The organism is Paenibacillus sp. JNU01, from assembly GCF_059130585.1.
Window position 1 is genome coordinate 5545352 of sequence record NZ_CP169723.1, and the last position, 12547, is coordinate 5557898.

11 protein-coding genes and 1 other annotated feature are annotated in these 12547 nt (G+C 45.5%); of the genes, 10 read left to right on the top strand and 1 reads right to left on the bottom strand.

Annotated elements, in window-relative coordinates:
* The first annotated feature begins 16 nt into the window (after positions 1-16).
* Positions 17-374: a binding site (T-box leader), on the top strand.
* A gap of 292 nt (positions 375-666) precedes the next feature.
* Positions 667-852 carry a hypothetical protein gene (locus NLBNIHML_RS24075; RefSeq protein WP_494352958.1) on the top strand — a complete coding sequence of 62 codons (186 nt, stop codon included), beginning with the start codon at positions 667-669 and terminating at the stop codon, positions 850-852.
* Between the two features lie 283 nt (positions 853-1135).
* Positions 1136-2692 (top strand): 2-isopropylmalate synthase, encoded by a 1557-nt coding sequence (locus tag NLBNIHML_RS24080; protein ID WP_253431642.1) that lies wholly within the window; start codon positions 1136-1138, stop codon positions 2690-2692.
* Positions 2693-3263: 571 nt separating this feature from the next.
* Here the strand turns inward: NLBNIHML_RS24080 and NLBNIHML_RS24085 are convergent.
* Positions 3264-5222 (bottom strand): ABC-F family ATP-binding cassette domain-containing protein, encoded by a 1959-nt coding sequence (locus NLBNIHML_RS24085; RefSeq protein ID WP_339240314.1) that lies wholly within the window; start codon positions 5220-5222, stop codon positions 3264-3266.
* A 280-nt stretch (positions 5223-5502) separates the two neighbouring features.
* Between NLBNIHML_RS24085 and NLBNIHML_RS24090 the strand changes: the two genes are divergently transcribed.
* From NLBNIHML_RS24090 to NLBNIHML_RS24125, 8 genes are all read left to right on the top strand, one after another.
* Positions 5503-6141 carry a 5-formyltetrahydrofolate cyclo-ligase gene (locus NLBNIHML_RS24090; protein WP_339240315.1) on the top strand — a complete coding sequence of 213 codons (639 nt, stop codon included), beginning with the start codon at positions 5503-5505 and terminating at the stop codon, positions 6139-6141.
* 90 nt (positions 6142-6231) lie between these two features.
* Complete coding sequence (moaC, locus tag NLBNIHML_RS24095; protein ID WP_047844160.1) at positions 6232-6660, top strand: cyclic pyranopterin monophosphate synthase MoaC; 429 nt, start codon at positions 6232-6234, stop codon at positions 6658-6660.
* A 37-nt stretch (positions 6661-6697) separates the two neighbouring features.
* Positions 6698-7183: a MogA/MoaB family molybdenum cofactor biosynthesis protein gene (locus NLBNIHML_RS24100; protein ID WP_017690080.1), complete on the top strand. Its 486-nt coding sequence runs from the start codon at positions 6698-6700 to the stop codon at positions 7181-7183.
* A gap of 202 nt (positions 7184-7385) precedes the next feature.
* Positions 7386-7634 (top strand): twin-arginine translocase TatA/TatE family subunit, encoded by a 249-nt coding sequence (tatA, locus tag NLBNIHML_RS24105; protein ID WP_036611264.1) that lies wholly within the window; start codon positions 7386-7388, stop codon positions 7632-7634.
* A gap of 79 nt (positions 7635-7713) precedes the next feature.
* On the top strand, positions 7714-8496 hold the full coding sequence (gene tatC / locus NLBNIHML_RS24110) for a twin-arginine translocase subunit TatC (protein WP_339240316.1): 783 nt from the start codon (positions 7714-7716) through the stop codon (positions 8494-8496).
* Between the two features lie 459 nt (positions 8497-8955).
* Complete coding sequence (gene groES, locus NLBNIHML_RS24115) at positions 8956-9237, top strand: co-chaperone GroES (RefSeq protein ID WP_153977313.1); 282 nt, start codon at positions 8956-8958, stop codon at positions 9235-9237.
* 73 nt (positions 9238-9310) lie between these two features.
* Positions 9311-10945 (top strand): chaperonin GroEL, encoded by a 1635-nt coding sequence (groL, locus tag NLBNIHML_RS24120; RefSeq protein WP_094939589.1) that lies wholly within the window; start codon positions 9311-9313, stop codon positions 10943-10945.
* Positions 10946-11489: 544 nt separating this feature from the next.
* On the top strand, positions 11490-12503 hold the full coding sequence (locus NLBNIHML_RS24125) for a hypothetical protein (RefSeq protein WP_472473915.1): 1014 nt from the start codon (positions 11490-11492) through the stop codon (positions 12501-12503).
* Positions 12504-12547: the final 44 nt, after the last annotated feature.

The following is a 12547-nucleotide window of genomic DNA, read 5'->3' on the forward strand; positions in this document are numbered from 1 at the left end:
TTATTTTCCTGAATGGTTAAACGCGATGAACAGGAATAGTAAGGTCAATTCCCGGTTTAGAGAGCTGCGGGTTGGTGCAACGCAGTCGAAGGAAACCTGAAACTCACCTGGAAGCGGAACGATGGAACACGGTGACTCCCCGGGAGAATCCGAAGGCCGATTATGGCCCAAAGTACATGGTTACGGGTTGCCTCCGTGAATGGGCCGTTGTCGGAAGGACCGTTATTACAAGGATTGCCGACAATAACTGAGGGGGCTTTCAGGCTGCTTCAAGTGATCCGGAGGTGCGAAAGCATCTAGGGGTTCTCTTGAATGAACAGGAAGGAAGTCAACAAGAGTGGTACCGCGAAGGTGAACAGCCTGTCGTCTCTTGCATTATTGCATGAGGTGGCAGGCTTTTTTTGATTTTTAAAATAAGGATGAATGAAGTTAGGTCATAGGTTAAATGTGATGAACGGGAGCAGTAGAATGATAAAGCGCTCAGAGAGCTGCGGGGTGGTGCGACGCAGTGGCTTAAGTCATTCGAATCTCGCCCGGGAACGGAGTTGTGGAAGCGTGGGGATGATATCAATCGTCCAGTTGTCCTGATGGACAACGACATGTGTTACACAGCAACGGTTAACCCGCGTTATAGGGTGTTTCTCCGAATTCCAGTGATGAATGTACGTGCACGCACATTCAGCGGATATCGGAGACGACGAGGTGGATGGAGTCCGGCGCAAGCCTGACCCATCAAGCGAGAGTGGTACCGCGGAGGGGATAATAACCCGCCGTCTCTTATATGAGATGGCGGGTTATTTGTGTTTGCTGCCGGCAGCAGGGTGGGCATGGGATAAACCATATGGAGATTGAAAAGGGAGAAAGACAGGGTGTAAGTCGACGTACAGCCTGTCACAAGCAAGTAGGCTATTTAACAAACGAGCAATGAATATGGAACATCGAGTAAATGAACATGAAATATCAAGTATAGGCACTAAATATGCAATAGGCTCTAATGATTACCAAGGACTAAGCTACTAACGACATACGCATTTACAAACAAAATATATAACAACATTGATGGCGATCAGCGGGTGTTCTATGGCTCGTGGATCGTAACAAAAATGAATATAAAATTTGATGGAGGTTGATGAATATGACAACGATTAATAACAAACGTATGATTGAGATTTTTGATACAACGCTGCGCGATGGAGAACAGGCCCCGGGAGCGAGTCTGCAACCCGAGCAAAAGATCGAACTGGCCCACCAACTGGCATCTCTGGGGATTGACGTCATTGAGCCTGGATTCCCGATCTCCAGTCCAGGTGAGTTCGCGGCGGTTCAGGCGATTTCGAGACAGTTGCAGAACGTGGAGATTTGTGGATTCGCGCGTGCGGTCAAAGGTGATATTGATGCAGCCGTTCAGGCAACAGCAGATGCAGCACGGCGCCGAATTCACCTGTTTATCTCTTCCTCGGATATTCATATAGAGCATCAGCTGCGCCGTCCGCGTAGTGAAGTGGTGGCTACCGCTCGTGAGATGGTATCTTATGCGCGTCAGTTCACGGACATCGTAGAGTTCACTGCTATGGATGCGGCTCGTACCAAGATGGACGATCTGATTGAAATGGTTGAAGTCGCTATTGAAGCTGGAGCGAGTATTATCAACCTGCCGGATACCGTTGGTTATGCTCTGCCACATGAGTATGGCGAGATGTTCCGCCGGGTACGTGAGGGTGCAAGAGGAGGCGATCAGGTTCGCTATAGTGCACACTGTCACAATGATCTGGGCCTGGCTGTAGCGAATAGTTTGGCCGCGATTGCCAATGGGGCTTCCCAGATTGAAGTGACGATCAATGGTATCGGAGAACGGACGGGGAACTGTGCACTGGAAGAACTGATTATGGCTCTGGAGACCCGGGGAGATGCAATTGGTGCAACGACCAACATTAAGCTGAACCAGCTGTATGAGACTTCTCGTCAGATTAGCCGTGCCATGCACTTCCCGATTGCATACAACAAACCGGTGGTGGGACGTAATGCATTCCAGCATGAATCCGGCATCCATCAGGATGGTCTGCTGAAGAATCGGAGCACTTATGAGATTATGGACCCGGAAGCGCTGGGTATCCCTCGCAGCATGATTATTCTGGGCAAACACTCTGGTCGTCACGCTCTGAAGGATCGGGTTCGCAAATACGGTTTTGAGCCGGATGAGCAACAAATGGAGCAATTGTATGAGGTGTTCAAAGAAACCGCAGACCAGCAAAAAGTGGTCAGTGACGACCAGTTGCTGCAGATGGTTAGCCAGACCATGAATATTCCTGCACAGGATTATGAGCTGGTTGAATTGCAGGTGACGGCGGGCAGCATGACCGATCGAATGGCCGCCGTTCGTATTCGTACAAGTGCTGGAGAACAGTCTTACTCTGCCGTTGGCGGGGGTCCAGTGGATGCGACCATTCGTGCGATTGGTCAGAGTATTTCGGATGACATTGCTTTTGTTGATATGGAGATGCATGCCTTGAGCGGTGGAGAGGGTGCAAGTGCGGAGGCTGTAGTTACCGTGGAGCGTGCAGGACGTGAGTTCCGGGGAACGGCAACACATAATGATATCGTCATGGCTGCCGGTTTGGCTTATGTGGCGGCTTGCAATGCTGCTGGGCTGAAGGCGGAGCCTTCCGAACATCATGAACAAGCACATGCGTAGATCATCTGGGTCAGATCGTATGTGCAGCAGGTATAGTACTCATCGCGATTCGATTTGATCTACATTGCATCATGTGAGTAAACAACGGGCAGGCCTTGAACGACAGAGGTCTGCTTTTGTCTTTTTATGGAGGAAGTATGAAGAGAGGGAAAGTCTATTTGTCAAGGTGTGACTATAGTTATCCACATATCCAGTGAAAATTGTGGGTAACTGGGATAAAGTCAAACCAGTGCAGTTTTCGAAACGAAAAGGGTTTAGGGGATAGAACGACTCCTTACTATCCACAAAGTTGTGGATAACGTGGATAACTTGGTGGATAAATATGGTTTTTGTGTGTAAAAGGCTATTCTACCGCTGTATAATTAAGGTTATTAATGTGCTTGCTATCTTGCTTTGCTGTGGATAAGTATGAAAGATGGGCGTATAAAAATATTTCTCCTCATTCGAGTGAATTTGACAAAATCCAAAACAAGTCACCCCAACTTAAACAAAAAGCTGATCCCAGTAAGGAATCAGCCGAGGTACAACTATATTTGTAAGGACTTGTTCAAGCCATGTTTCTCAATTTGGGCTATTCCATAGCTAGTTCTTCCCACTCCTCATACGCCTTGGTGAGCTCTGCTTTGCGCTCCTCCGATTGTTGCTGGAGTTCTTGCAGCTTCATATAATCCTGGTAGATTTCAGGCAGAGCCATCTGCTCCTCAAGCTCTGTAATTTTCGTTTCCAGTTCCGCGATCTGTTGTTCCAGAGCTTCCTGCTTGCGTTGCCGGTTACGTTCTTCACGCTTTGCTTGTTTTTCCGCTTCGAACGAAGCCGCTCCAGATTTTTCGGTTGTTGCTGTACTCGGATCGGATTTGGAAGAGTTCTTGGATGAAGCTTGACGTGCCTCAGCAGCTTCGCGTGCGATGTCCTCAAGCTCCTGTTTCTTCTCCACATAATCATCATAATTTCCGAGATAGTGTTCTGTTCCACCTGGATGAAGCTCGACAATGCGCTCGGCCATTTTGTTGAGGAAGTATCGGTCATGGGAAATGAACAGCAGGGTACCTTCATAATCCATTAACGCCGCTTCCAGCACCTCTTTGGCAAACAGGTCGAGATGGTTCGTAGGCTCATCCAGAATGAGCATATTGGCTTCCTTCAGCATCAGCTTGGATAGAGAGACACGTGCTTTCTCGCCGCCGCTGAGGGAAGAGATTTTCTTGAGCACATCGTCACCGCTGAACAAAAAATTCCCGAGTACGGTACGAATACGTGCTTCTTCCATCCCCGGATAGGCACTCCACAGTTCTTCCAGAACCGTGTTGGACGGATTGAGCCCCGTCTGTTCCTGATCATAATAGCCAATCTGGACTTTCGTTCCCCATTGGATATCCCCGGATACCGGACGTAAACTTCCGGTGAGACACTTCAGCATGGTGGATTTGCCGATACCGTTTGGACCGATCAGAGCAACGGTTTCCCCGCGCCGCAGATCAAAGGATACATTGCGGAACAATGGAGAAGCCTCGTCATAAGCGACAGACAGTTGATCCACACGAAGCACTTCTTTGCCAGACATCACGGCTGTTTCGAAGGAAAAATGAGCTTTTTTCAAATCTCCCATCGGCTTATCTAGGCGCTCCATTTTTTCGAGGGCCTTCCGGCGACTTTGAGCCCGTTTGGTCGTCGATGCACGTACAATATTTTTCTGGACAAAATCTTCCATCTTCGAGATTTCACCCTGTTGTTTCTCATATTGCTTCATCTGCGTCTCATATTCGGCAGCCTTGAGTTCCATATAACGGCTATAATTGCCCGTATATTTTTTGGAGCGATGCCGTTCGATCTCTACGATGGTCGTTACGAGCCGATCGAGGAAGTACCGGTCATGGGATACCACGAGCAATGCGCCTGAATAACCTCTCAGATAATCTTCCAACCAGGTGAGGGTTGCGATATCGAGATAGTTGGTAGGCTCGTCCAGCATGAGCAGATCGGGTGCCTGAAGCAAAATGCGAGCAAGTGCAAGGCGTGTCTTCTGCCCGCCGCTCAGCGTAGCAATGGGGGTGTCCGGCGAAAATTCCCCGAATCCCATCCCGTGCAATACGCTGCGAATGCGGGTTTCCATCTCATAACCGCCATGGTCCTTGAACCAGTCGGAGCGTTTCGCATAACGTTCCAGCAGGTCCGCGTACTTTTTCTCGTCTTCCATCTGGGCAGGGTCGGCAATATCGCGCTCCATCTGACGCAAATCGGCTTCAGCCTGTGTCAGGTGAGCGAACACGTTCATCATTTCTTCCCAGATGGTGCGATCGGATTGCAGCCCGCTATTCTGAGCCAGGTAACCGAGCGTCGTTTCTTTGGATTTGAAAATCTGTCCCCCGTCATAAGACATTTCACCAGCTACAATTTTGAGCAAAGTGGATTTTCCTGCACCGTTTACACCAACGAGGCCGATGCGCTCGCGTTCTAATATTTGTAAGTTCACGCCGTCCAGGATTGGATCGACACCAAAACGTTTGATAATTCCGGATACTTGCAGCAGCATAAAATTAAGTTCCTCCATAGGTCCAGTTCTTGATATGACAACTATATCCCAGTTTACATGAAATACAGAGCAATTGCACCGATTGGGAACGCATGGGGCATGTAGTCTTTTTGATCAATCAATGATAAACTGAAAGAAGGCATGTTATTACATGAGGATTTTGCAGAAAATGAATCATTTTAACCTTTTCAACAAGATGACAACTGGTCATAACATATAAATTGTTTTTTAATGAGCGCTTTTTTGTACCTTCCCTATCAACAGGAGGTTATTCAAGGATATGCAGGATCATGCGGAACTGAAAAGCCAGCTTCGATCCAGACTGAGACAGAGCCGTGATCTGATGGATGCGAGCATGCATCAGCAGGCGATGACTAAGATTAACGTTGGAATGAGGCGTGAGCTGGATCGCCTTAGACAGGCCAAGAGTAAGGTCATGAACAGACCACTCGTCATATTCAGTTATCTGTCCTATGGAAGCGAAGCATCCACAGCTTTTCTTTTTCAAGAGGGCTGGAATCATGGAGATGTGATGTATGCACCGAAAGTGTTGGCGAACCCACCTCGAATGGAGCTACGGCGAGTGACCGGAGAACGGGATCTGGAGCCAGGCATATGGGGGATACCGGAACCCAAGGATTCCTGTGAAGTTCTCAAGCCTGAAGATTGGCCGGATATCGATCTCGTACTGGTACCGGGGCTTGGTTATGATCTGCATGGGGGGCGTATTGGTTACGGTGGCGGTTATTATGATCGTTTTGCCGAGACGCTTGCAGCAACATGTGTGATGACGGGCAAGAAACCTTTGATGGCTGCGATGGTATTGCCGGGTCAGTTACAAGAGGAGATCCCGATGGACCTGCTCGATCTGCGGATGGATCTGTTGATAACAACCGAAGGTATATTACATATCGAATAAAGGGTTGTGATGTGATTGAGTTCAGAAGTGAACAACGGCCAGGCTTCGGGTGGAAAACTGACCCATTTTAATGAACAGGGGCGGGCCCGGATGGTTGATATTTCGGGTAAGGAAATTACCGTGCGTACGGCTGTGGCCGTAACCAAGGTGACGATGAATCCAGATACACTGGAAGCGATTCGGGAGGGCCGAATCGGCAAAGGTGATGTTCTGGCTGTGGCTCAGATTGCCGGGATTCAAGGCGCGAAGAAAACGTCGGACTGGATTCCGATGTGCCATCCGCTGGCACTGACGGGTGTGGATATTCGTTTTCATGATAACGGAGTGGATGAATTACACATTGAAGTTACTGTCAAAACCGAAGGTAAGACGGGTGTTGAGATGGAGGCGCTCACGGCTGCCTCGGCTGCAGCACTGACGGTCTATGACATGTGCAAGGCCATGCAAAAAGATATGATTATCGGTCCAACCATGCTGAATTCCAAGAGTGGTGGCAAAAACGGTGATTACAGCCGATAGACAATATTTATTTTCATAGAGGAGAAGGGTGATCTTTATGGTGTGGAGAACAGCAATCCTGACAGCCAGTGACAAAGGAGCCCGCGGGGAACGTGAGGATACGAGTGCACAAGTCATTCGGGAGCTGGTGGAAGAAGAGCTGGGTGGTCAAATCGTGGAGTACCGTATCGTTCCGGATGAACCCGATGAGATTATCGCGGCTTTGATTGAGATGACGGATTATTTTCACGCCGATCTGGTGCTGACTACCGGTGGAACGGAGCTGGCCATTCGTGATATTACTCCAGAAGCGACCCGGCGCGTAATTGAACGGGAAGTTCCAGGGATGGCAGAGGCTATGCGGTACAGTGTAATGAGCAAAAACCGTTCTGCCATGCTCTTCCGTGGGGTCTGTGGCATTCGTGGCCGCACGCTGATTGTCAATCTCCCAGGTACGCCAAAGGGTGTGCACGAACATCTGGCTGCCATTATGGATCAGCTTCCGGAAGCGCTGTTGATGGTTACCGGTCAGTTCAAGCAATAAGCGAGTACGGACTCTCGTGCATGATATTCGATTAGACATAAACCATTGTTCAGGTAATATCTCTTATTTGTGAATATTGCGGGTTATGTAAGTGGTTACATCTGTGGTATGATGGGCTTAAATTAAGAACGACGCAGAAGACATCTATGAACATCTGGCCGAATATGCGCATCTTTGAAGCTTGAGACGAGGAGGAATATCAATGTTAAGTTCCATTGGACCAACGGGTTTTATTTTGCTGGCCGTGATTGCATTGCTGTTGTTTGGACCCAACAAACTTCCGGAACTGGGACGTGCAGTTGGGCGTACCTTCCGTGAATTCAAAGAGGGCGCTCGCGAGATTATCTCTGAGGATGACTCGTCCAATCGCAAAGAGCAGGAGAAGGCAAAACCACTGGCGGCTGAGAGCACACCTGCAGACAAGCCTGCTGATAAACGCCTGCCGGAATAATCTTGACGGCAATGAAAGAGAAATCCCTTCCTGCCGGAAGGGTTTTGTATTTTAAGCTGGCAATAATGGGGGGGCAGGCATGACGCAGCAAATGGAAGAAATGTCGATTACGGAACATCTGAGTGAGCTGCGGAAGCGGCTGATCTACGTATTAAGTATTTTTGTGCTGGGACTGATTGCAGGATTTTTTGTAGCGGACCCGGTATACCAATATCTGACCAAGTCAGAGTCGGCCAAAGGTTTTGTATTGCATGCCTTCTCGTTCTGGGACGGGATTGGCATTTACATGAAGATTGCAGGTTTATTTTCACTTATCATTACGCTGCCGTTTACGGTGTATCAGATCTGGAAGTTTGTTAGTCCGGGGCTTAAACCGCGCGAACGAAAAGCAACGCTGAAGTATGTTCCCTATGTATTTCTGTTATTTCTTATAGGGATGGCTTTTTCGTATTATGTTATATTTCCGATGGCACTCGCCTTTACAACAGCGATTACGGAGAAGATGGGGCTTGTGGAGACCTACGGGATGAAACAGTATTTCAGCTTCCTGTTTGGCATTGTGCTGCCTGTATCCCTGTTATTCGAGCTTCCTTTGCTTATTATGTTTCTGACAGGACTGCGGATTCTGAATCCCATTCGTCTTCGCAAGATGCGCAGAGTGGCTTATTTTGTCCTGATCTTCATTGCAGTGGTGATTACACCTCCAGACTTCATATCCGATCTGCTGGTGATGATTCCCTTGCTCCTGTTATATGAGATCAGTGTGTTATTATCCGCAATTGTATACCGCAAGCAGCTTGCGGCCGATGAAGAGATCGAATCCCGTTACGTCCGTGCCGAGGATAAGAAGCATGCGGGTTAGAACATAAGATGGTATCAAAATGGAACACTGGTATATGACTGGTATGCGTGTGAATGAGGATGATCAGTAACTGTAATGTGCCCGGAGAAGACGGTTTGTTCTTTTCCGGGCTATTGTTGTAGATTGTTCCGCAGCTAGGCAGGACAAGCAGGCATATTATGTTCAACAATGGATACAATGGGAAAGGGACTGTCTGCTAACGTTGCAGAAGGGCTCAAGAATTTCGTAAAATAAGAATAGTGAATTTCCACATAGAACCAGGCACAGCGGGTGTACTTTGGCTATGTTCGTGTAAATTCAAGGTAAATTCTCATAGGAATTCGTCAAAAGGACTTGAAATCATGCTTCAAGTTGAGTATCATAAAGTTGGTTGTTAGCACTGAACACTGTCGAGTGCTAATACATATGGCTACAACCTACAATGTAACGTTATATAATTTCAAAAGGAGGCTATTTTTCATGATCAGACCTTTAGGTGAACGCGTATTGGTAGAACCACTGGAGCAAGAGCAAACAACTTCTTTCGGGATCGTACTCCCGGACTCCGCCAAAGAAAAACCGCAAGAGGGTAGAATCATTGCAGTTGGTGCTGGAGCATTGAAAGACGGCGTACGTGTGGCTCTGGAAGTGAAAGAAGGAGATCGCGTTATTTTCTCCAAATATGCCGGTACAGAAATCAAGTTCGAAGGTAAAGAATATTTGATTATGAAAGAAAGCGATATTCACGCGATTCTCGACTAATTCAAATTTAATCGGATAACCGAACCATATAGCAATACCATTTTCCAACAAAAACTAGGGAGGTTTTCTTAACATGGCTAAAGACATTAAATTCAGTGAAGACGCTCGTCGCTCCATGCTTCGTGGTGTGGATGCATTGGCTAATGCAGTAAAAGTAACACTCGGTCCTAAAGGCCGTAACGTGGTTCTGGAGAAAAAATTCGGAAGCCCGCTCATCACTAACGATGGTGTAACGATTGCTAAAGAAATCGAACTGGAAGATGCATTCGAGAACATGGGTGCACAACTGGTTAAAGAAGTAGCTACTAAAACCAACGATGTTGCCGGTGACGGTACTACAACAGCAACTGTACTCGCGCAAGCGCTGATTACAGAAGGTCTGAAAAACGTAACTGCAGGTGCTAGCCCAATCGGTATCCGTAAAGGGATCGACAAAGCGGTTAAAGCTGCGGTTGCTGAATTGCAATCCATCTCCAAACCGGTTGAAACCAAACAATCCATCGCACAAGTTGCAGCAATCTCTGCAGCTGACGAAGAAGTAGGCGAACTGATCGCTGAGGCTATGGAAAAAGTAGGTAAAGACGGCGTTATCACTGTAGAAGAATCCCGTGGATTCGCTACGGAGCTTGAAGTGGTTGAAGGTATGCAATTCGACCGTGGATACATCTCTCCATACATGATCACAGACACGGACAAAATGGAAGCTGTTTTGGACAATCCGTACATCCTGATCACAGACAAAAAAATCTCCAGCACGCAAGACATCTTGCCATTGCTTGAGAAAATCGTTCAACAAGGCAAACCACTGGTATTGATCGCTGAAGATATCGAAGGCGAAGCACTGGCTATGCTGGTTGTGAACAAACTGCGTGGAACATTCAATGCTGTAGCTGTTAAAGCTCCAGGATTCGGTGACCGTCGTAAAGCAATGCTGCAAGACATCGCTGCCCTTACTGGTGGCCAATTGATCACGGAAGAACTGGGTCTGGACCTGAAATCCGCTGTTGTGGAACAACTGGGTACAGCTCGTCAAATCCGTGTAACTAAAGAAAACACAATCATCGTTGACGGTGCTGGTAACAAATCCGATATCGATGCACGTGTTAGCCAAATCCGTACACAACTGGAAGAAACAACTTCCGAGTTCGACAAAGAGAAACTGCAAGAGCGTCTGGCTAAATTGTCCGGCGGTGTAGCAGTAATCAAAGTCGGTGCAGCTACTGAAACAGAATTGAAAGAACGCAAACTTCGCATCGAAGATGCCCTGAACGCAACTCGCGCTGCGGTTGAAGAAGGTATCGTATCCGGTGGTGGTACAGCGCTCATGAACGTATACAACGCGGTTGCAGGCGTAGCCCTTTCCGGTGACGAGCAAACAGGCGTAAACATCGTCCTGCGCGCTTTGGAAGCACCAATCCGTACAATCGCAGCTAACGCTGGCGAAGAAGGTTCCGTAATCGTGGAACGTCTGAAAAAAGAACAAACTGGCGTAGGCTTCAACGCTGCGACTGGCGAGTGGGTTAACATGATCGAAGCAGGTATCGTTGACCCTGCGAAAGTAACACGTTATGCATTGCAAAACGCTGCTTCCGTAGCAGCAATGTTCCTGACTACTGAAGCAGTTATCGCTGACAAACCAGAACCAGCAGGTGCTGGTGGCGGAATGCCTGACATGGGCGGTATGGGTGGAATGGGCGGCATGATGTAATAAAGGTGTAAAAACCTTAAATGCATCATGGTTTCCCTTGATAAGAAACCATCAAAAAGAATAGACCATTCGTATTACTACGAATGGTCTATTCTTTAATTGTTTTCTAAGTGTTTAAAATAAGTTATAGATTCAAAAGCTACAACAAATATTTTTCAAACAGCTCCAAGTGCTCTTAAAATGACGTAACTCAGTATCAACTAGCTTGTAAACATCATCGGGAGTATTGATCTTATTAAATGTCAAATATTAATCACTTATAAAGTAATAATTCGTAATTATAGAAATTAAAACAGAAAGGGGAAGATGAGTATATAAAAGAACACTTCACAGATATAAAGATATACTGAAACGAAAATTTACACATATTTACAATTAACAATTCAGAAGATGAAGAGCACTTTCAAAAAAAGATGTTAGCTTAAAAGTATTACAAGACGATAAAGTGGGCATCAACTATTTCCATCACAATCTACTAAAAATTTCAATCAGTTATTATTAAATACTTGGGCGATGTTGATCAGATTAGGGAGGGCGTTTTGAATTGAAACAAAATTTATTTGCTACTGTTAGATACTTTCAATTAGAAGTAGCAAACACTTCATTGGATATAATGAGTGGATTGAGATTATCAAACAAAGAGGCTACAATAAGTCAAATTTTAAATAACACTGTAATTGAGAATATAGGTAAAATATCAGAAAAATCACTTAAGGATTCGATATACATTTTTTGCAATGGATCAGGAAAGCGGTCGATCTATGATAAATTAGATATTGTTGGAATTAAAGATGAAGATGAAATCTTTAATGTTGTTAAAGGAGTAATTCAAATTTTCTTTACATGTCTATGGTTAGTTAAAGATAATAGTGCTCATATAGATAGTATATTTCTTAATAATTATATAGAAAATGAAAATGAAACATTGGAACAAACGTTCCATCACATAACATACTTAATATTTTCAACCAGCAGAGGCGAATTACAAACAAACATGTTCACTATAGATGAAATTAAAAAAGCTCTATTCTACGTATCATGTTTTAAAGAAGTAGATTCTCTCGATGAAGTGGACAACATCAAGTTTGGGTATGGACTCTATAATGACTTACCTTATAATAATTATAGCAAGCTTTCTAGAGCACACACTTTAATATGTACAGCAAGAAAAAATTCTTTTATTCCAATTAAGATTTCATTTTACATTGCCACCCTAGAATGTCTATTTAATACAGGTTCAGGTGAAGTAACGCATATGGTTTGTGAAAGAACATCGTTATTCCTTGCTGGCGACTTAGAAACAAGAATAAAAAACTATCAGTTAATTAAAATAGCATATGATATACGTTCAAAATTTGTACATGGACACCAAGATATGACTTCAAAAAGAAAAACTAAGGAGTCTTTACAGCAAATATCAGAAAAATTGGATTCTTTAATTCGTCAACTAATGGTTTTAGTTATAACAGAAAAAAGAGAAATTCTACGATTAAATAATTCAAAGAATGAGGATAAAAATTCTATAAATCAGATGTTTTTAGAGTTAATCCTTGAATAACTATTAAGTCAATCAACAGTCGATGCATTCGAATAGTACAAATA